The sequence below is a fragment of the Paenibacillus liaoningensis genome (assembly GCF_059609455.1).
In genome coordinates this window covers 277,900-298,966 of the sequence record NZ_JCAALU010000008.1, presented here as the reverse complement: position 1 = coordinate 298,966, position 21,067 = coordinate 277,900, and the positions used below count along the sequence as shown (strand labels likewise).

18 protein-coding genes are annotated in these 21,067 nt (G+C 51.8%); 1 reads left to right on the top strand and 17 read right to left on the bottom strand.

Annotated elements, in window-relative coordinates; genetic code table 11:
• Window positions 1-9 precede the first annotated feature (9 nt).
• The 7 genes from uraD to AC6B99_RS14255 form a co-directional block, all read right to left on the bottom strand.
• Entirely contained in the window at window positions 10-504 is a 495-nt protein-coding gene (uraD, locus tag AC6B99_RS14285) for a 2-oxo-4-hydroxy-4-carboxy-5-ureidoimidazoline decarboxylase (RefSeq protein ID WP_056037935.1), read from the bottom strand.
• On the bottom strand, window positions 501-1,019 hold the full coding sequence (locus AC6B99_RS14280; protein WP_081418917.1) for a (2Fe-2S)-binding protein: 519 nt from the start codon (window positions 1,017-1,019) through the stop codon (window positions 501-503). Before AC6B99_RS14280 ends, uraD begins: the two co-directional genes overlap by 4 nt.
• Window positions 1,016-3,298 (bottom strand): xanthine dehydrogenase subunit D, encoded by a 2,283-nt coding sequence (gene pucD / locus AC6B99_RS14275; RefSeq protein WP_496663570.1) that lies wholly within the window; start codon window positions 3,296-3,298, stop codon window positions 1,016-1,018. The genes AC6B99_RS14280 and pucD overlap by 4 nt, the downstream gene beginning before the upstream one ends.
• 50 nt (window positions 3,299-3,348) lie before the next feature.
• Window positions 3,349-4,266, bottom strand: a complete 918-nt coding sequence (locus tag AC6B99_RS14270; RefSeq protein ID WP_496663569.1) for an FAD binding domain-containing protein — start codon at window positions 4,264-4,266, stop codon at window positions 3,349-3,351.
• A complete protein-coding gene (locus AC6B99_RS14265; protein WP_496663590.1) occupies window positions 4,253-4,906 on the bottom strand; it encodes a nucleotidyltransferase family protein in 654 nt (217 codons plus the stop codon). Before AC6B99_RS14265 ends, AC6B99_RS14270 begins: the two co-directional genes overlap by 14 nt.
• Entirely contained in the window at window positions 4,788-5,909 is a 1,122-nt protein-coding gene (locus AC6B99_RS14260; RefSeq protein ID WP_494864014.1) for an XdhC family protein, read from the bottom strand. The genes AC6B99_RS14265 and AC6B99_RS14260 overlap by 119 nt, the downstream gene beginning before the upstream one ends.
• A gap of 71 nt (window positions 5,910-5,980) precedes the next feature.
• The gene (locus AC6B99_RS14255; protein ID WP_056037947.1) at window positions 5,981-7,306 is read right to left on the bottom strand and encodes a 5'-deoxyadenosine deaminase; all 1,326 of its coding nucleotides are present in this window, start codon (window positions 7,304-7,306) and stop codon (window positions 5,981-5,983) included.
• A 380-nt stretch (window positions 7,307-7,686) separates the two neighbouring features.
• On the opposite strand from AC6B99_RS14255, the gene AC6B99_RS14250 reads away from it, so the two are divergent.
• A complete protein-coding gene (locus tag AC6B99_RS14250) occupies window positions 7,687-8,754 on the top strand; it encodes an NAD(P)/FAD-dependent oxidoreductase (protein ID WP_496663568.1) in 1,068 nt (355 codons plus the stop codon).
• Window positions 8,755-8,947: 193 nt separating this feature from the next.
• Here AC6B99_RS14250 and AC6B99_RS14245 read toward each other — a convergent pair whose 3' ends face one another.
• The 10 genes from AC6B99_RS14245 to cobK form a co-directional block, all read right to left on the bottom strand.
• Complete coding sequence (locus tag AC6B99_RS14245) at window positions 8,948-10,921, bottom strand: copper amine oxidase N-terminal domain-containing protein (protein ID WP_496663567.1); 1,974 nt, start codon at window positions 10,919-10,921, stop codon at window positions 8,948-8,950.
• A gap of 110 nt (window positions 10,922-11,031) precedes the next feature.
• The gene (locus AC6B99_RS14240) at window positions 11,032-12,441 is read right to left on the bottom strand and encodes an MDR family MFS transporter (RefSeq protein ID WP_056037954.1); all 1,410 of its coding nucleotides are present in this window, start codon (window positions 12,439-12,441) and stop codon (window positions 11,032-11,034) included.
• Between the two features lie 608 nt (window positions 12,442-13,049).
• Window positions 13,050-14,453, bottom strand: a complete 1,404-nt coding sequence (locus AC6B99_RS14235) for a cobyrinic acid a,c-diamide synthase CobB (RefSeq protein ID WP_494883672.1) — start codon at window positions 14,451-14,453, stop codon at window positions 13,050-13,052.
• 157 nt (window positions 14,454-14,610) lie between these two features.
• Window positions 14,611-15,744: a cobalt-precorrin 5A hydrolase gene (locus tag AC6B99_RS14230; protein WP_056037960.1), complete on the bottom strand. Its 1,134-nt coding sequence runs from the start codon at window positions 15,742-15,744 to the stop codon at window positions 14,611-14,613.
• On the bottom strand, window positions 15,741-16,520 hold the full coding sequence (cobM, locus tag AC6B99_RS14225; RefSeq protein WP_046233158.1) for a precorrin-4 C(11)-methyltransferase: 780 nt from the start codon (window positions 16,518-16,520) through the stop codon (window positions 15,741-15,743). Before cobM ends, AC6B99_RS14230 begins: the two co-directional genes overlap by 4 nt.
• The gene (gene cobI / locus AC6B99_RS14220; RefSeq protein ID WP_046233157.1) at window positions 16,517-17,227 is read right to left on the bottom strand and encodes a precorrin-2 C(20)-methyltransferase; all 711 of its coding nucleotides are present in this window, start codon (window positions 17,225-17,227) and stop codon (window positions 16,517-16,519) included. The genes cobM and cobI overlap by 4 nt, the downstream gene beginning before the upstream one ends.
• Entirely contained in the window at window positions 17,220-18,437 is a 1,218-nt protein-coding gene (cbiE, locus tag AC6B99_RS14215) for a precorrin-6y C5,15-methyltransferase (decarboxylating) subunit CbiE (protein ID WP_494864015.1), read from the bottom strand. The genes cobI and cbiE overlap by 8 nt, the downstream gene beginning before the upstream one ends.
• Before the next feature lie 72 nt (window positions 18,438-18,509).
• A complete protein-coding gene (locus tag AC6B99_RS14210; RefSeq protein WP_056037963.1) occupies window positions 18,510-19,601 on the bottom strand; it encodes a cobalt-precorrin-5B (C(1))-methyltransferase in 1,092 nt (363 codons plus the stop codon).
• Between the two features lie 5 nt (window positions 19,602-19,606).
• Window positions 19,607-20,257 carry a precorrin-8X methylmutase gene (locus AC6B99_RS14205; RefSeq protein ID WP_056037965.1) on the bottom strand — a complete coding sequence of 217 codons (651 nt, stop codon included), beginning with the start codon at window positions 20,255-20,257 and terminating at the stop codon, window positions 19,607-19,609.
• A gap of 40 nt (window positions 20,258-20,297) precedes the next feature.
• Window positions 20,298-21,065: a precorrin-6A reductase gene (gene cobK, locus AC6B99_RS14200; RefSeq protein WP_496663566.1), complete on the bottom strand. Its 768-nt coding sequence runs from the start codon at window positions 21,063-21,065 to the stop codon at window positions 20,298-20,300.
• Between the last annotated feature and the right edge of the window lie 2 nt (window positions 21,066-21,067).

The following is a 21,067-nucleotide window of genomic DNA, read 5'->3' as shown; positions in this document are numbered from 1 at the left end:
TTTTTAGTCTCACTCTTCTATTAAATCGTTCAGGCGCAAGAAGGTGATGCGGGCGATTTGCCATTTTGCCTCCTCCAGCTCCTCCTGAAGGCTGTTGCCGATTCGCGCTGCCATCGCTTCCTTGATATCGGCTTTGCTTTTGCCACGAACCGCTAAAATAAATGGAAAACCAAACTTCTCCGTATACTGGCGGTTCATCGCTGCAAACTGCTCAAATTCCTCAGGCGTCAATTGGCTTAGTCCCGCGCCCTGCTGCTCTTTTGTGGAATATTCGCCAATGCTGATTCGAGTTGCCAGATCGGGATGTTCGCGAATAAGCACCAGCACCCGTTCTTCTCCCGCTGTATAAGCTGTGTTCACCATGCTCTCATGCAACTGCTCAACTGAGCGGAAGGGTTTATTCTCCCATGCCAGCTCCGCCACCCAAGGCGAATGTTCAAAAATAGCGCCAAGCGCTTCCGTAAATGCCTCACGGCTCATCGTATTTAATAAGTCCAATTTCATGGCGCGTTCCTCCTCCACTCTATCGCCCGCTCTACAGCCCGTTTAATGCCTCCGTAGCCGGTGCAGCGGCAAATATTGCCGGATAGTGCTTCTTCAATTTCATCCTCACTCGGATCAGCATTTCGATCCAGCAGCGCCTTGACCGAAATAATCATGCCAGGCGTGCAATAACCGCACTGAAAGCCTCCCTCTTCTAGAAAAGCGCGCTGCACAGGGTCAATTCCACCATCAGCCGCCCCTATACCTTCAATTGTCGTAATCTGTTTGCCCGCGCATTGGTAGGCCATCGTCAAGCAAGCGTTAATTGGCTTGCCATCCACCAGCACCATGCAGGCGCCGCAGCGGCCAATTTCACAAGACCGCTTCGTCCCTGTAAGGGCCAAGTCGTCGCGCAGCATATTCAGCAGCCGTTTGGAGCCCGCAACTTCAAGCTTCATTTCTTCGCCATTAATGGTACAGGCCAGCTCCGACTGCCCAGTGCCCCGCGTCACTCCCAGCATTTCATGCTTGCTCATCTTTCGCTCACCGCCTCTCCTGCAAAAGCGAAAGCCATTTGAAGCAGCTCTGGCTCAATTGGCAGCTTCGTCACGCGGATACCCACCGCCTGATGAATGGCAGCTGCAATAGCCGGAGCCAGCGTAACCGAGCCTACTTCGCCAATGCCGCGCGGACCATAGCTATCTCCTTGCGGCAAATGCTCAATCGGCTCAACGGTGACCGTACCGCGATGCTCTGCAATCGTTGGCACCAGATAAGTATCTAAATTTTTCGTCATATATTGCCCCTGCTGCATGACCGCATCTTCCGTTACTGCAAAACCAAGCGCCATGCTGCTGCCGCCTTCGATCTGCCCAAGAAAGCCCTGAGGATTCATGACAGGCCCTGCCGCTACCGCATGGTACTGGTCAAGCACCTTCACTCGTCCTGTCAGTTGATTGATCTCAACCTTCACAACAACGGCCGCATACGTATATAAAAAATGGGCTCCTGTTCGCGGGGTATCTGATGTAGGGAACTGAAAGGCAGTCGAACAGCTGATCGGCTCCCCTTCCGCCTCCGCCAGTTCCTTATACGTCAGCAGCATGGAAACGCCTTCTGCCTCATAAATGCCTCCTGCTCCCATAACGAGCACATCGGCTGTTTTTCCCAGCAGCTTCGCCGCCCGCTCCAGCATTTGCGATGTAAACGGCGCTTTCAGATTTTGCAGCGTCTTCCACATCATGCTGGTTGCTCTTGAAGCTGTTGTAGAGCCGCTGTCGGGCACAAGATCGGTATCCCCGATAATCATTCGGATATCGGATTCAGCCAAGCCGAACTGTTCAATTAGCATCAGCTCCAGCGTAGCAAGCAAGCCTTGCCCAAATTCCTCGTAGCCGAATATGGCTTCAATTCGGCCATCGGCCGCCAGCGAGAGCCTGCCGCCTGCCGGATCAGGAATACCTACACCAAGCCCGCCGCCGTGCATGGTAAAGGCTGAACCAATGCCCACCTTTATCCACGGCTCGCGCTCCTCAGCCCTATCCGGCATCCCTCTTTCCTGCCACAAGCCGCTCGCTTCAGCTGCATTCCACACCTGCATGGCGCCTTCGGTTACGACGATCGGCTGGCCGAACGGGCCTGGATCATCAGGCATACGCATATTGATCCGCCGCAGCTTCCAAGGGTCCATGCCAAGCTTTTCTGCCAGCCGATCAAGCTGCCCTTCCAGTGCGAAAATCGCCTGATTTCCGCCAAAGCCGCGGAATTCACCGGACATTCCGTTGTTCGTATAGACGGAATAACCGTCTACTTCCACATGATCGTAGCGGTATGGTCCAAGTACATGCTCAACGGCAAAGTTAAGCACCTCTGCTCCCAGCGTGGCGTATGCGCCAGTGTCGGCGATGATCCGCACTTGATGGGCAAGCAGGCGGCCACTGGCGTCTGTACCGGTTTTCATCGAAATTTTCATCGGATGACGTTTCAGACCGGCGCGGACTGATTCCCATCTAGAATGATGTAGCTTGACGGGGCGGTTTGTTTTTAGCGCCAGCAGCGCGCCATAAGGCTGCACATTCAATTCGTCCTTGCCGCCGAAGGAGCCGCCAATCGGGCTTGAGACGATGCGGATTCGCTCCTGCTTCATCGCGGCAATCCGCGACAATTGCAGACGATCCATAAATCCATGCTGAGTAGGCGAATATACCGTCAACCGCCCATCCTCCTCGGGCACGAACAAGCCGCCTTCGGTTTCCATATAGGTGTGCATCTGTCTCGGCGTGAAATAAGTTTCCTCTACAATATGGGCACAGGCGGCGAACCCGCTGCCTAGCTGCCCTCTATTAAACTGACTGCGGTGAAGCACATTGCCCTGCGGATGAAGCAGCGGCGCATCCTGCAAAAGCGCCTGCTCGGCATCGTCAACAATCGGCAGCAGCTCATAATCGACCTCAATAAGAGAAAGAGCATATTCGGCTAGTTCAGCCGTCTCTGCAGCTACAGCTGCCACCGCGTCACCGACATAACGAACTTTATTTTCACAAAAGACAGGCTGATCCTGAAGGGCAATGCCATAGCGATTCAAACCGGGCACATCAAGATGCGTCAGCACGGCATGGACACCTTCCAACTGCAACGCCTTCTCGGTACAAATGCTGAGGATAAGGGCATGAGGGTGGGGACTTCGCAGAACCCGGCCATAGAGCATGCCCGCTGCCGACATATCCGTCAAATACGCAAGGCGGCCTGTTACTTTCCCCAGCCCATCCGGCCTGATTCGCCACCGATTGCCACTTGTCTCGCGGTTCAACAGCATCGCTATCACCACTCCCCTATGAACGATAAGCTTGCTTGCTTATTTAATTATCATTTGAACTGCATGGCTTTCCACAGCTCTGACACAATCAGATTGGCAGCGGTTTTCTGGCGATAGCTTGCCGAAGCGAACACATCGCCTACCGGATGAAAATGTTCCAAGACCGACGTATAACAAGTCTGGAGCAGCGAATGGTCAAGCTTGCCGCCCTTCAGCAATCGCTCTGTATGCTCAAGCTGCTTTGGCATCGTCTGGCCGCCCCCAACCGCAAGGCGCAAATCAACGATATGCCGCTCGGCACTTACAACGGCGCTTATCGCAACAGTTGCTATTGATGGCGTGAATACTTCGCGGCGGCCAACCTTGTGATAAACATCCAGCCTGTATTGCCCCTCCTGTTCCGATAGATCGACTGGCGGCAAGATAATGGCGAGCAGCAAACGATTTTTCCATGCGTGATTGGCCTGCGCTTCCAACAGCCATTCTGCAAGCGGCTGCTCAAACGCTCCTTGCCCATCGTGCCAGAGGAGCATGGCCTCATATACGATTAACGCTGGAAGTGCGTCGCCTACGCGGGACAGCACATTGCCGCCTAGCGTAGCCAGGTTCCGAATCGATGGGGCAGCGATATTTTTCATCGCAGTTGCCAGCAGTGAATAATGAGTGCATATATGAGAGTCATTTCTGACCTCTGACAGCAGCGCCGCCGCTCCGATCTGACAAATTTGCCGATCATGACTGCTGGAAGCAAGCGTAATCGGCTTTTGCATGCTGGAAATACCGCTAATAACGATCAAATGACCAGGCATACGGGCAGTTCCCGCTTCCCACCACGTACGAAGCAGCGTACCGCCAGCAACGAAAACGCCTTCCGCGCCAAGCTGCTGTTTAAGCGTGCAAGCTTCCGCAGCATTACTTGGCTGCCATACGACGGGAGACTCCGGCTTCGTTTGTTTATCCATGGCCATCGCTCTCCCTCCTGTTCCAAAAACCAATAGCAGCCTGCAAGCTGTCCTCATCATCTATATCATGAAGCGCAAAATCTTGTTCCCCGTTTAAATCTAGTACTGCCCCTTTATACTTGCCTGTGGAGGCAAACAGCCGTCTTGCGCCTTGGTCACCCTCAAGCTCCTCCAGAGCGGAAAACATCGTTGCTCGCAGCAGCGCCGGAGGCATCGTTGCCGATCCATCGCTGTATGCCGCATAATCAAGCGTGGAATTGTGCTCCAGCGCCTCAACCAAGCGCTCTGCCATCCTTGCCGTCACAAAAGGCTGGTCAGCTAACGCAATCAGGACGGCATCCGTATGTGGATATTGAGCAAGCAGCGCTTCAAGACCACTGCGCAGCGAGCGGGACATTCCCTGCGCCGAAAGCGGGCATTCTTGCTTGTGCAGCTGTGCTGCGCGGCAAGCCCGCTCCAGTTCAGGAGTGTCCAGCCATTCCATTTCGTCGTTGCTTCGGTGAACGACGATCCAGCTTTTAATGGCACTATTTAATAGAGCATGAAGCGCCTGGCTGCCAAGCATTGCTCCCGGCGATAAAGGGAGCCTCAGCTTCGGCTGCTTCATCCGGCTGCTGAGGCCAGCCGCCAAATAAATGCCTGACACCTTCATCGCGAATCGCCTCCCTACTTTTCGCACGATACGCTGCCCGTACCTGTATAAGCTCGGAAACGATGCTTAAGGCAATTTCGTATGGTCCCTCTGCCTGTATCGAAAGTCCGATCGGTGCATAAACATTTTCAGGAAGCGTCCCTTCGCCAAATAACTGCTTGATCCGCTTACGCGAGCCCATAACGCCGATGTATATCGGCTGTGCTTCCAATGCCAGCTGAATCAGTTGATAATCGTAGTGGAGCTGATGGCTGCATACGATGAAAAAGTCATTTCTATTAAATTGCAGCTTGGAGGCAAGCTCCTCAGGCTTTCCAGTTACTCTCGCCACGCTAAACCAGCTATTATCCTCACTTTCCGGGCTTATCTGTGTACGCCAATCCGCCACAACCACATGAAATCCGCAGCCTGGAAGCATCGTGCAAAGCGCCTTCGCATCTGGTCCTGCCCCAAACACAATCGCCCGTGGTCGCGGCTCCAGCTTCGTCGAAAATGTCCCCGCCTCTTCTATAAGATCAGCTCCAGCTTGCCAGCTATTGCGAGATTCGCTTGCCGCTGAGGCAGGCCCTAATCTATAAACGATGCCCGTGCAATTGCCATTGCCAGCCTTCGGCCAGCTTCTATTCACAACAACCGCTTCTCCTGCCCGAAGCCTCTCTCTTGCTTGAAGCAGCTGATCTCTGAGTGCTGTCGTTACAGGCTCCAGCAGCACATGGATAATGCCGCCACATCCGATCGTATCGCCCCACATGATGTCCTCTTCCGGCTGCATATTATAGATAATGATTTCAAAAGCTTCGGCAGAGCACACGCGGCTAACCCGCTCCTGTAGATCTGCCTCCAGGCAGCCTGGGCTGATACTGCCCGTCTTCGTTCTATCCAGCCTCAGCAGCATGGCTGCCCCTTCCTTGCGGTAAGCATGGCCCTCTACTCGTATAATCGTTGCAAGCGCGGCCGGCTGCTCAAGCTTCACAATTGAATCCAGCACTTCGTGCATATCCACAAGCAGCCACCGCCTCTTTTTTAAAACGTTATGATGAAATGAAGTTCTGGCCTACAGCCTAAATGCTACAGCCTTGCCAGCAGTCCCTTAAGCGAACGGTCTGCTTCCCGCAGCACAAGCGGCTTGTCAATCGTCTTCATTATGCGTTTCTCCATGACGATTTGTCCGTCAATAATGACGGTATCCACGTCGCCGCGGGTTGCTGCATAAACAACACGCGAGAACCAGTCTGCATCATAGGACGGATACACATGAAAGTCTTCCAAATCAAGCATTTGCAAATCCGCTAGCTTGCCTTCCTCTAAGCTGCCAATATCCTCTTCCATGCCAAGCACCTTTGCCCCGCCCATCGTAGCCATCCGCAGCACCGTGCGCGCATCCATGACCGTTGGGCCATGCTTCACCTTCTGAATAAAAGCGGTCAGCCGCATTTCCTGATACATATCCAAATTGTTGTTGCATGCTGCGCCATCTGCCCCGATGCCAATATCGATGCCTTCGCGCAGCAGCTCGGGAATTTCCGCAATGCCCGATGCCAGCTTCATGTTGGAGCCGGGGCAATGGGTAACTTTAACGCCTCGCTCCTTAATAATCCGCTTCTCTTCCTCATCGAGCCAAATACTGTGGGCCAAAATCAAATTCGGCCTTGCCAGCCCGATATGATCCAAATAAACGACGTTGCGCTTGCCGCGTTCCGCTTCTACAATCGCGATTTCTCCCGTATTTTCGGAAGCATGGGTATGCACCTTGACCTTATATTGCTCGGATAAATCGCGTACCCCAATGAGCAGCTCCTCTGTACAAGACACAACGAACCTTGGGCAAAAAGCATATTGGATGCGGCCGTCGCCAGCGCCATTCCATTTCTCAAGCAAGTCGACGCTTTGCTGCAGCGATTGCTCTGTATTTTCCTGAAGCGCCAGCGGCACTTCCGTGCCATGGTCCATCATCACCTTGCCAGAAATGGCGCGAATGCCGCTCTCTAATATCGCCTGGAAAGCCGACTCGGTATGATGCACCGTCTCCATATCCAAAATCGTCGTCGTCCCGCTGCGGATCAGCTCGCCTATGCCCAGCATCGCGGAATAATAAACCGAATCGGGGCTGTGAGCTGCCTCTAGCGGCCAAATCCGCTCACGCAGCCATTCAATTAAAGCCAAATCATCTGCACGCCCGCGAAATAACGTCTGGCATAGATGTATATGTGTTTGTACGAAGCCCGGCAACACAACTTTGCCATCAGCCTCAATGATCCGATCTACTCCATCCGCCGCGATCTCCCCGCCAATCTGAGCAATACGCTTGCCGCGAATGAGCAAATCACCCGTAAAAATATCGCCACGTTCATTCATCGTCATTATCGTTGCGTTGCGAATAAGTATAGTTGTCATTGAATTGCCCTCTTTCAAGTTTGAGTCATGTTTTATAACATAATAAAGCACCAAACCCGATTTATCAATAGTATATGTAATTAAACTTAACATGTTGTCGTGGGTGAATGCCTGAAATACACTAAATACACCGCTTTCAAAGTAAAATATGACATGAGCAAGCTTCTATCGTTCCAAATTCCCCTTACAATTAACTGAAAAACACGCGCTATCGTTCGCCTTTTCAAGTATAATCAGCAATCGCCACTCCATCGCCTTCCATGCGAGCCTATTGAAATAAACAGATTGATCCCCTATTATGTAACGTTCTGCCGCATAGTTCTCTCGATTCTTTATGTCTACTATAATTAACTGAAATACAATGCTTATGTTAAAATAGGATGAAAAAGGGGGCGTCACTGCTGGAAAAACAAAAAGTAGTAATTATAGGAGCAGGAATAGTCGGAGCCTGTATGGCCTATCAACTAGCAAAACGAAATCAGGATGTAACCGTTATTGAACGACACACTACCGCAGCTCGTGAAGTTACAGAAAAATCATTTGCCTGGATACATACAACACATAGGGTGGCTCCGCAGTACAGACATTTGTATGACAGTGCTTCAGAAGAATACCTTGCATTACAGCAAGAGCTATCCGAATTACAAATTCAATGGCATGGAGCATTAACGTGGGGCGATTCGAGCCTAAATGAACAAATCCACCTTCAAAAATTAAACCGAGAGCAGATTGAGGCATTGGAACCGAATCTGAAGGAGTATCCGAACGATGCGATGTTTGCCAATGATGAAGGAGCAGTAGATCCGATCGGATTAACGGAACTATTGTTAAGAAAAGCACAGGAATACGGAGCAAAGGTACAGTTTGATACCAACGTTACACAACTGCAGCAAGAAAATTCACGCTTAATAGGCGTACATACATCCAAGGGGTTTATGGAGTCTGATATTGTGGTATTGGCCGCGGGTACAGGCGTATCCGAACTTTGCAATCCGTTAGGTTTCCCCATACCAGTAACGCCGTCACCTTCCATTCTGATTCGGATGAAGACCTCGAGTAGATTAATACACACACTAATCTCGAATGCGCAGTTTGAAGCGCGTCAGCTAACCGATCATTCATTGCTAGCTGCGGAAGATTATATCGATGATTCGGAGGAAAATGGGCCCGAGGCCGTGGGCAAACGTGCCTTCGAGACGCTGCGTCGCAGTCTGAAGGGTGGGGAGCAATTGGAGCTGGAAAGCATCAAAGTTGGGTTGAGACCAATGCCAGAGGACGGCTATCCGATTGTAGGCTTTCATAATCAGATGAAGGGACTTTATGTGACGGTGATGCATTCTGCCATTACTCTGGCTCCGCTAATTGCGCGTCTAGCTGCAACTGAAATAATCAATCGAGAATCAAGATGCGAACTAGAGTCTTGTCGTATTTCCCGATTTAAGCAGTAGAGTTATAAAATTGCCAACTTAAAATCATTTATGATTTCAACATCAAAACTCATTAACCAAAATCGACGAGCTATCATAAATGTTCAGATGCTGCCTAATGTTCGGAAATTCCTAATCGCAATAAAAAAAGCATCTTTGTGTTCAAATTTGTGAACACAAAGATGCTTTTGCTTGAATTTGCTTGCTGCATTCGCTAGCTTTTCTTCTCTGGCATTGGCATAAACAGCAAATTGATTGGCAAGTTGCTGCCGGATGCCGGCGAGAATACAATCGTTACCGCTTCTGATGAGCTGCCCGTCCGGTACAGAACACCCGCCTCACCATTGTTCGCTAGGAAGGAATTATTCGTCGTCAGAACAACATTGTTGTTAACGAGGAAGGCACCGCCGTAATGTCCGCCACGCGGGTTCAAGGCAATGAGCGTATTAGGCTGAACATTGAACAGCTTCACGACGTATACGACGCCATAATTTCCTTCATTGTAAATCGTTGCACCTGTAAGCTTATCGATCGTTGTAAGGCGTGTATCCACTACTTTATCGCCAAATACCATACGGCCTGGCTGTGCGCCTACTGGCTGGGTCAGGTTGATCGTACGATCAGCCTTTTCGAATGTGCCGCGAATGTGAATGCCATCCGGTTCCAAGTATGGCAGCAGTGGAAGCTCGGACAGAACATCCTTGCCGTCATCAATAATGACGTAGCTGAATTTGATTGGACCTGAGGTCGAAACATCCGCCATCATCGTCAATACGCGGTCCGGCGAAATTTTCAAATCGCTGAGCTGCTTCAAAATAAGACGGCTCTCGCCCGCTGGAATCGTTGTAATATCGTTCATGACCGGATTCATGCGCGAGGTCAAATATTTGCTAATGGAAGATTTGCCTGTTGCCGATACATACAGCGCAGGACCGCCAATACCGACGCGCTGTGTCTGAACCGTCGCTTCCTGATTGGTCTCGTTCGTAGCAACGATGTACATGCGCACATTGTTTAAACGGTTGTTTACATTATGTGACATCAAGCGAACGTTGCCTGAAGCCGAATCCGTATAATACACGCCTTCATTGACAATTCGCTCTGGACTGTTGCTGCGAAGCAGAGTCTGCTGTCCATACTCTGTCAATGAATAAGGAATGACATCATAATTCAGAACGGAAGATCCATTAATCGAGAAGCGCTCTCCCGGCGGCGTAAATAACATGCCAAAATCCTGCTTGGAATATAGCTCCTGATCTTCAATCATAATGGAGAGCGAATATTCATTGCTTGCCCCATGCTTGTCCGTTACTTTCAAGGAAATGGTCTGCGGGCCCGGCTCGAAAAAGCCTTGCTCCTTATTCGTCCAGTTGGTGCTCGTAATCGCATTTTCTTCGTCGCTGCTGAGGTCGGTATATTCAATTGGCTCGCCCATCAAGTAGCTCGTTTTGTTAGTGACGAACTTCGCTACTGGAGGCAAATTCGGTTGAAGCACTTCAAGCGTTACCGAATATGGTTCACTCCAGACGCCATCCGAATCTTGAACCCAATGAGTTACCGTATACATGCCCGGCTGGTCAAACATCGACAAATTGCCTTCCCAGCGCTCGTCCACAATGGGAGTGCTGCTGCTCGCCTGGTTCGTATAAGTCACCTGTGTTTCATTTGCATAAATGACTTTAGGACTTACTGTAAATGTTGCGACTGGCGCAATCTTGAACGTCCAAGCCAGCGTAATTTTTTTCTCCGCCTTGTTCACCTTCATCGTGATGCCCTGCGGCTGCAGCAGCGTACGAAGCGGAATCATCAGCGTTCCCTTCAAGTTATAAGGAGCTCCAGTAAACGGCTGTACCGCTCCATTCACATTGTAGGAGGATTTGCCAATGGCATAACGAAGCACGTTTTTTTCTGTCGTCAGCACATACTCCTTGGCTACCTTGTCGTATACGATTTTGCCGCCGAGCCGCTCTGCGAGCGAGCGCGCCGAAACGTACGTCGTGCCTTTCAGCTCGGTTACCGGCTGCGTAGCTGTATACAGCGTGCCATTGTGATACATTTTATTCGACTTTTGAAGCAGAACGAGCTGCTCTTGACCTAGGACATTTTGCGCTGCTTCCGCCTGAATCGGCACAGCCAAGGTAAAGACAAAAAGGAATACGAGTGCAAATAAGCTGACTTTTTTAAGCATGTGAATCTCCTTTTCCAAAATAAATTGCGATTTCTCTACATATCCGCCAAAAGTTTGGACGCAATATAATCTGAAAAGTTGCACTCTGCCTATTATTTATGACAAATATTTTAAGAAGCGTGCTTCGTTTCCTGTCGTTCTGCAGAAGAAATACGTGGTAATGCTAGCGATACTGCACCGACGACGAGGGACAAAACGACCACAATCGTAAAGATCTGGTGCAAGCTTTCCTCCAGCAATAGCGGATCAATAATGTTCGTGCTGCCAGTGTGCAGCAGCAGGCCGAATAAAGCGATTCCGATTGTCTGGCCGAGCGTGCGTATAAAGTTATTCGTTGCAACCGAGGCACCGCGCATTTGCCGCTCTACAGCGGATGACACGGATATCGTACAACTGGTTAGCGCAAGCCCAAAGCTTAAGCCCGTTAAAAACATATACAGCATAAACCAAGCAATCGGCGTCGTGGCATTCAGGAACATAAAGCCCAAACTTCCCAATAAGAGGGAAAATGCGCTGATTAGCGTTATGTTTCTAAGCCCAATTCGCGAAATCCATGTGCCTGCGAGAATCGAGCCGAGCGGCCAACTGACCGAAAGCGGAATCATCGCCAAACCGGAATAGGTAGCGCTTTTACCATATACGCCTTGCAGCCAGAGCGGCAAATAAAAAATAATAACGACATTGACGACGCATAGCAAAAAGCTGAGCAAATTCACCATGCTGATGGTGCGGTTTTTGAACAAAACAAGCGGTATCAGCGGCTCCTGCACACGCTTCTCAATGTAGAAGAATAGCGTCATCAGCACCGCAGCCCCTGCAAAAAGCAGCCCGATCTCCGTATAGCTGGCACCCTGCTCGCCCGTCTCTGAACGCAGCAGTGTCAAGGCATAGAGAAAACAGAACATCCCTACCGCAAACGTGCCAATTCCGCCATAATCAATCGATCGCTTCCGCTTCTCATAGGCTTCCTTCAAAGTAGAGCCCAGCAGAAACATCGCCACAATGCCAAATGGCAAATTCATATAAAATATCGCCCGCCACGAGACAAAATCGACTAGCAGCCCGCCCAGCAAAGGACCCGATATACCAGCTATTCCCCAAATGCTCGACATCCAGCCCTGCACCTTCGCTCGCTGCTCATAAGCATATAAATCACCGATGATCGTATAAGGAATCGTCGTGAGCGCACCAGCCCCCAGCCCTTGAATCGCGCGAAAAATAATAAGCTGCGTCATCGTCTGCGCAAGGCCCGACAGCATTGAGCCGCATAAAAAAATTGCAGCCCCGATCATAAACATATTTTTGCGGCCGAATAAGTCTGACAGCTTGCCGTAAATCGGCGTCGTGACGACCGTAGCTAGCAAATAAATCGAAATAACCCAGCTATACTGCTGGGTTCCTTGCAGCTCTCGCGTTATGCTCGGCATAGCCGTACTGACGATCGTCCCTTCGATCGCTGCCAGAAAGGTCGCAACGAACAGCGCGATAGTAATGCTGCGTGTATTGCCTGTTTTGATCATAGTCGCTCTGCTTCCTTCCCTTAACAACAAACACGCCCCTTATGAAGTTTTCATAAAGGAGCGCATCTGTGATTGATTTAAATAAGCATTGCTTGCGATCCGAAAAATATACCGATCCCTGGCTGAATCAGACGTTTTCCAAAACTGCTCGTCTGCAAACAGGCGCATGAGCAGCCATTCCGTCGCTTTCGCCGCCTGCTGTTCGTCCTGTAATAGCTTTAGGCATATCGTGTAGCATATAGACTCGCATTGTCTTAAACGATTTATTTTATATTGAAAATCCATCATAGTAATTGGAATCCCCCGGTCATATGTTTAGGTCACTCATCGTTACTATGATAGCGGAAACAATACGTTTAAAAGTTACGAAATGTTTAAGATGGTCAAGCGTAAACGGCTGTCTCCGTCCTCTGGCGGCAAAGCTTCCGTTTCGCGTAGAAATATAGAGAAAGGATCGGAAAATCATATGCTTTCCTATATTTCAAGCGTAAACGGCTGTCGCCGTCCTCTGGAGGCAAAGCTTCCGTTTCGCGTAGAAATATAGAGAAAGGATGGAACAAGCATATCCTTTCCTATATTTCCAAAAAGCGTAAGCGCTTCAGCGCAAATTATGCTTTACGGGCAGCATAGGCCATACATGCAGCAATCCAGCGCTCTGCCATCAGCGGATTTGAGGCAAAATGAAAGTGCGTATAGCCTGCGACCAGCTGCGCGAGCTGCGCCCCTTCCTGCTTCACGCCGCGTCTGCCCTTTGTCTCGTAGGCCGGCTCCAGTCCTTCACTATCGGTACTGGGCACATAAACCGAATAATGAAATTCATGTCCACGCGCCTCGTCGCCTTCCGGCAGCAGAAAATTAGCGCCCAGCCCCTTTGCCTCCCGATAGCCTAACGCGGCAAGCTTGCCTTGCATGACTACGCTTCCTGGCAGCACGCCAGCCATCGCATAGCTATTGCCGCTCGTATCGGTAAGCTGCTCCGTTAAATACATATAACCGCCGCATTCGGCAAGCGTCGGCATGCCGCCAGCAATAGCGTCCTGCACCGACTGATGAACGTGCTGCTGCTGCGCCAGCTGCTCGGCAAATTCCTCTGGAAAGCCTCCGCCAATATACAAGCCCGACACTTCATCCGGCACAGCTTCCCCTGCAAGCGGCGAGAAGTATACAAGCTCGGCACCATACGCCTCCAGCAGCTCAAGATTATCCGGATAATAAAAATGAAACGCCGCGTCCTTGGCAACCGCCATTCGCACGCTGCCCTCGGGATTTCTCCTCTCGAATAAGGAAGTACCCGCTGCTGCTCCACGAATGACCGGCGCTTCTGCTAGCGCAAGCACGTGTTCAAGATCAACCGACGCTTCGCACATCGCCGCCAGCTGGTCAAATAACGGCGACAGCTCGCCCCGCTCAATCGAAGGGACTAAGCCCAGATGACGCTCAGGTATATGAAGCTCGCTGCTGCGCTTGAAATAACCGACGACTGGAATGCCGCACTCCTGCTCGATGGCCGCTTTCACAATCTCATAATGGCTGTCGCTGCCCACCTTGTTCACAATGACGCCGACGATGCGCACATGGTCATCCAGCGCCTGAAAGCCCTTCACAATGGCTGCCGCACTGCGAGCCATGCTTTGGCAGTTGACGACCAGCAGCACGGGACAGTCCAGCAGCACGGCAAGCTCAGCGGTGCTGCCTTCGTTCGAAAGCGGATTTTTGCCATCATATAAGCCCATCACACCTTCAATGATTGAAATATCCGCCGTGCTCGCAGCACGCGAATATATTTCCTTCACCGTAGCGGGCGGACACATCCAGCTGTCCAGATTGCGTGACTGCCGTCCTGTCGCCGCCGTATGATAGGTCGGATCAATGTAATCGGGCCCGCTCTTGAAGCCTTGTACCGCTAGTCCTCTGCGCGCTAAAGCAGCCATCAGCCCGACGGTAGTCGTCGTTTTGCCAACTCCGCTGCCCGTTCCGGCAATAATGATTCTTTTTTGCGTTGCTATCGTCATAACGTGTGAATTCCTTTCTTTAAGGACTTGTGGCAAGGTGAAACGGCTGTCGCCGTCCTCTATCTAGCGGCACAGCGCGTTTCATTCGAGAAATATAGAGAAAGGATCGAGCAATCATATACTTTCCTATATTTTAAAAAAAGCAGTGCTGCACGGCTTATGCGAATGGAATAAGCCCAATTGAAATCGTGACATTGCCGGATTTTTGCTTGCCCAGCAGCAGCTCATTGTTTTTCGTATAACGCTTTACCGCAGGCTCGCTTACTCCGTAAGCTCCAGTAAATTTAAATACCGTTTCGGAGGGCTCGCTGATTTCCTCTTCGTTCAGCTCCGCAGGCGTATACGTCACCAGCGGCCAGCCGTATTTGGCGCATACCGCAAGCAGACCTTCTTCATCCTTTTTGAGATCAATGGTGCAAATCGCCTTGACGCTCCGAATCGAAGCCCGAATGCCTTCCAAAGCAGAAACGATAACCGCCTCGATTTCCTCTGCTGGCGTTCCCCGATTGCAGCCCACGCCAAGCGCCAGCACCTTCGGACGATAAAGCACGCCGTTATCCAGCAGCTTCTGCTCATCTGCCTCCAACAGGCGGTGCGTGACTATGAGCGCCGCATTAGGCGCGGCCGCCTCCGCTGCGGCAATGGAGTCGTAAATAACTAGATTAGGAGGCATCGGTGTATCATGCATCCACCAGTTCCGCTCGCCTGACTCCTGCACAATGGCAACGGGCTCTTCATTGACGACAGCAGCGCTGACAGGTGTCAGCTTTGCATCGCTTTCCCACTCCCAGCCAAAGCGCCGCCCGAACAAATCGACTGGCAGCGTACGCTGTACATCCGATGCCGTCGTCAGCACTGGACGCGCGCCAATAGCTGCTGCCGTCTCCCGCGTCAGCTCATTCGCTCCGCCGAGATGGCCGGACAGCACGCTGATGACATGCTCCCCCTTATCATCAATAACGACGATGCCGGGGTCCTTCTTCTTGTCCTGCAGCAATGGAGCAATCATTCGCACAACTGCGCCAAGCGATATGATACAAATAATTCCTTTATATTTCGGAAACAATGCAGGAAACAGCATGCGCACCGAGCCATTAAACAGCTGAATGCCGCGGCTTTGTTCATCGCCTGCTTCGAATTTGCCCATATAATACAAGTCGACTGCGCCCATATTTTCCAGCAGCCGTCTGCCTGTCTGCACGCCATGCTTCGTAATCGCAACTACCGCATATTCGTGCTTCTGGCGAATTTCCGGGATGACGCCTTCTTCCAGCTGAATGATCGCGCTCATTCCGGCTTCACTCCTCTGCGGAAGCGGTGCGTGAACGTTTTGTCATACAGCTTCGAACGGTGCGCGTCCTTGTTGTGCAGCTCCGGATCAAGCGCCCAGCCGGCCAAAATCATCGCATGCGCACGAATGCCATGCTCGCGCATCGCATTGTCAAGCTCCGCAAGCGTTGTGCGGATAATTAATTGATCCGGCCAGCTCGCTCGGCGAACGACAGCGATTGGCGTCTCGTCTTCCCAGCCGGCATCTTTAAATTCCTGCACCACTTTGCGCGTCAGCGTAGCGCTGAGGAAGAGCGCAATCGTACAGCGATGCGCCGCCAAATCCTTCAGCTTCTCCAGCTCAGGCACAGGTGTCCGTCCTTCTGCCCGTGTCAAAATGACCGTTTGCGTCAGGTCAGGTATCGTCAGCTCAGCCCCAACCGCAGCAGCGGCAGCGAATACCGAGCTAACGCCCGGCACGATTTCACAATGGATGCCTTCGCGTTTAAGCAGCACCATCTGCTCCAAAATAGCCCCATACATCGCTGGGTCGCCAGTATGGATGCGTGCTACGCTTTTCCCCTGCTTTACCCGGTCTACGATGATGCCAACCATTTCGTCCAAATCCATGCCGGCGCTTTTCAGCACCTCGGCTTCGGGCTTGGCTTTCGCAATCAGCTCTTCATTAACAAGCGAATCGGTATACATAACGACATCTGCCGCTTGCAGCAGCTTGAGCCCTTTTACTGTAATGAGATCGGGATCGCCGGGACCCGCTCCAATAATATGTACGATCATTTTCTCACCACCATTAATGTCAAGTATTCAAGCTCGCGCCCTTGCAGCTCTTCGACATCCATCCATACCTGCTCCTCGGATGATGTAACCTTCGTCAACACATAAGCGTTCTTAACCAGCTTCAGGTCGCGCAATACGGTCAGCATCAAGTCCAGCACTTTCGCCACTTTAATGAATACGACGCAGTCATGGCGCTCAATTGCCGTACGCATCGCTTCATAGCTTGGCGTTGCCGGAACAATCGCCACATGCTCATCGCCGTCGGCAAGCGGAATGCCAAGGCGGGAAGCCGACGCATTAAACGAAGAAATGCCGGGAATCGCCTGCATTTCCACTTCTGGGTGGCGCTCGCGCATAAGCCGCATCAGGTGGATATAGGTGCTGTAGATCATCGGATCGCCTTCCGTAACGAACGCCACATCGCGGCCTTCGCTAATCGGCTGCCATACCTGCTGCACCGTCTTCTCCCACTGGCGCTCCAGCGATTCGCGATCCTTCGTCATCGGAAAGGTCAGTCCGAGCATTTCCTTCTCCGCTGCATTTACATACAGTTCAGCTATCGTCAGCGCGTAGCTTTTGGCGCCCATTTTTTTACGCGGGTACGCGATAACCGGGCATTCCTTCATAAGCCGAAAAGCTTTAACCGTAATCAGCTCCGGGTCCCCTGGTCCAATTCCAATTCCATATAATTTGCCGAGCTTAGTCATTGCTGCTTTCCTCCTCGGTGAGTGTCTCTGGCTGCTTCCAAGCTGTAATTAGAAAAATCGGATTAAGCGCATCAAAACGCGTCAAATCGAGTATCGGTTTGCTGCGCGACAGCTGCGCCAGCGTAATATCGGTTTTAAAGCCTTCATCCTCAAAAGCGCTCATCGCTTTGCCCATCGTCTCAATCGTTGCCGCATTCACGACGATGCGTCCGCCTTCCTTGAGCCGCGTGCAGCAAATATGCAGCAGCTCGCGCAGCTCGCCGCCGCTGCCGCCGATAAATACAGCATCGGGATCAGCGAATGTGTCCAGACCAACAGGCGCGCGTCCCAGCCGCGTCGTCAGGTCGGTTCTGAATTTCCGGGCATTCTCCACACAATTGGCAAGATCGCCTTCGTTCTTCTCTATGGCATATACATCGCCTTGGCGGGCAATCCGTGCAGCCTCAATCGCCATGGAGCCTGTGCACGTGCCAATATCCCAAACCGTGCTCGTCTCCCTGAGTTGCATAGCCGCAAGGCTAAGCACGCGGATTTCACGTTTGGTAATTAGCCCTTTGTCCGGCTTCCGCTGGGCAAATTCGCTATCAGCAATACCTAGCGGCCACGAAGGGCTCGGCCCTACACGCTTCAAAATCAATACATTCAGCGGAGAAAATTCCGCCTCCGCAAGCTCGCCCAGCTCATACCACCCCGTGCGCTCATCCGCTCCACCTAAATTTTCAGCCAAAAAAGCTTTATATTCAGTCATGCCAAAGTCGAGCAAGTAGCGGGCAATAACGCTGGGGTTGTTCTTATCGTCGGTCAGCAGCGCAATCTTCGCTTTGCCGTCGATACGCTGCGCCAGCCCCTTGATGCTCTTGCCGTGAACGCTTGTCAGCAGCGCATCATGCCAGCTTTCGCCCATTCGCGCAAATGCAAGCTGCACCGAGCTGTGCGCCGGATAAATGTCCAGCTCCACCTTGCCGGCCAAATAACCGCCAATGCCATAAAACAACGGATCGCCGGAAGCGAGAATGACCGTCCGTCTGCTCTCCGCCTGCAGTTGCTTTGCCAGGTCAGCCAGGCCGCCTTTAATGACCATTTTCTCGCCCGCATATTGTGGAAAAAAGGCTAAATGGCGCTCGCCGCCAACTAGTACTTCACTCTCTTGAATCCAGCCTTCATAAAGCGACGGCAAGCCTGACGCTCCGTCATCGCCAATGCCGATCATTTTGATTTTGTTCCCCAAGCCTATCTCCCCCGATCCTTTGCTGCCGTGCAGCTTAAATGCAGCTTAAAAACGCTATTGTTCAGCTCTTCCTAACAGCTGGGCTTTCATCGATATAATGACCGTCTCGACGATAAGCTGCCCGCCAGCTTCCTTCTTGCTGTGATAGCAGCACAGCTCGCTCATCCGTTCGAAAAAAGCATCGATGCCGCGCTCCTGCATCATATCTCCAACCTGTGAGGCGGTGTTCGCGCCGCGAATTTCTTCCACAAGGCCTTCGGGAACAGCTGCATATTCTGCTATTTCAGCGAGAAAGCCAAAGTCGACAGGCGCGCTTTTGGAATGCACCATCATGACGCCCTGTGCCACCTTCGAAAACTTGCCCATCATGCCGACTAGCGTTACTTTGCGAATATGCTTGTTTCGGGCCATTTTCAGCGAAAAGCCGATAAAATCGCCCATCTCGATAAAAGCCTCCTCCGGCAAATCGGGATACAGCTCCATCCCAAACTTTTCCGTTCGGCCACCTGTCGATAAAACAAGATGGTCGCAGCCGCTGACGGCTGCGACATTAATCGCTTGCGCGACGCTCGCTTTATATGCTGAGGTCGAGAATGGCACAACGGTGCCTCTCGTCCCGAGTATGGAAATTCCGCCTAAAATGCCGAGGCGCCCATTTAACGTTTTGAGCGCGATCCGCTCGCCTTCCGGCACAGAAATGACGACGCTTACGCCCCGCCCCTCCAGCTCGAAGCAGCGCAGCACCTCTTCCACCGCTTCATGAATCATGCGGCGCGGCACCGGATTAATGGCGGCTTCGCCAACCGGCACGGGCAGGCCAGGCTTCGTTACCCGTCCAACCCCAATGCCGCCATCTAGCAAAACACCTTCGCCGTCATGCCATTTGACCTCCGAAAAAATGCTCGCGCCATGCGTAGCATCCGGATCATCGCCGCCATCCTTAATAACTTCTGCTATTGCGGAATCTCCGGTCAGCTCACAGCTTACAATGGTAAAAGTGACCCGCTCGCCAATCGGCAGCACAATTTCCGACTCGGTCTGCTGCTCGCGCAAAATCAGCGCTGTCAGCGCCGCTTTCGTCGCGGCAGTCGCACACGAGCCTGTCGTATAGCCATGGCGAAGCGGCTTATCCTCTTTCTTGTCCACGCTTTTTACACTTGGCGCTCTGCCAGCAGGGAAATCGCGTTAACCGCAGCCACGGCAACCGGGCTCCCGCCCTTTCGTCCGAGATTCGTAATGAACGGAATGTCCAGCTTGGCAAGCTCCTCCTTCGATTCTGCTGCCGATACGAAGCCGACAGGCACGCCAACGATAAGGCCAGGCTTGGCTTCGCCATTTTTCACCAGTCTAATTAGCTCCAGCAGCGCCGTAGGTGCGTTTCCAATCGCATAAATTCCGCCGTCCGCTTCACGAATCGCCTTGCGAATGGAAATAATCGCCCGGGTCGTATTGAGGCGCTTCGCCTCCTCCATTACATCTGCATCCGATATGTATACGCGCACGTCGCCGCCAAACTTCTCAATGCGCGGCTTGCTGATGCCAACCTGAACCATCTGCACATCGGCAACTACAGGCTTGCCCGCAAGAATCGCCTTAATGCCCGCCTGAACCGCATCCTTATGAAACATCATGCTGCGCCCCAGCTCAAAGTCTGCCGAAGCATGAATAACGCGCTGAACAACAGCATATTGCTCATCCGTGAACGGGTGCTCCCCAAGCTCCTCGGTAATCATTTCAAAGCTGCGTGCTTCAATTTCCTGCGGCTGTACAGTAAGCGGTTTAAAATCCGTCATAAAATCCATGTTTTTCGCTCAGCTCCTTCAATCTTGATCTAACGTTTATTTATTTCAACATTTCCTTTAATGTATCACTTATTTCGTCAAAGCGCGAAAAAACATGCCCATAGGCAAGCTTAGGGCGCCCAATAATAATTGTCTCAATACCCATTTCAAGTGCGGCTTCCAGCTTCTCATCCACAGAACCGACCTTGCCGCTCTCCTTCGTAATCATCAGCGTCACGCCGAATTGCTCATAAAGAGCGCGGTTGAGCGCTTTGGAAAATGGCCCTTGCATCGCAACGATATGCTTTTGCGGCAGTCCCAGCGCTTCGCATTTTTCCATATTGTCGAGGCGCGGCAGCATACGGGCGATCAGCGTCACGTTAGGCAAGCCTAGCAGACGCTCGGTAAAAACCTGGAGCGTTTTGCTGCCTGTCGTCAGCATCACGACGCCGCCCTTGGCAGCCGCCATTTCGGCTGCTTCGGCATAATCATCCGCATACTGAATCAGCGGCTGTCCATCAAAGGTCAGGCTCTCGCGCTCATAGCGAATATATGGCACCGATGCTTGCTCGGCCGCCGCCATTGCATTGCGATGCGCTTCCTCGGCAAAAGGATGGCTGGCATCAACGACAGCCTGTACCTGATTTCCCTTCAGGTAAGCAGCCATCTCGTCTGCGGTCAGCCGACCTACTCGCACGTCAAGCCCGGCTTCCTTCAAGCTGCCTGCCGCACTATCGGTCACGACCGAAGTCAGCACACTATAGCCCTGCGCCTTAATTTGTACGGCAAGCTCCCTCGCATCGCTTGTTCCACATAGCATAAAAATCATTG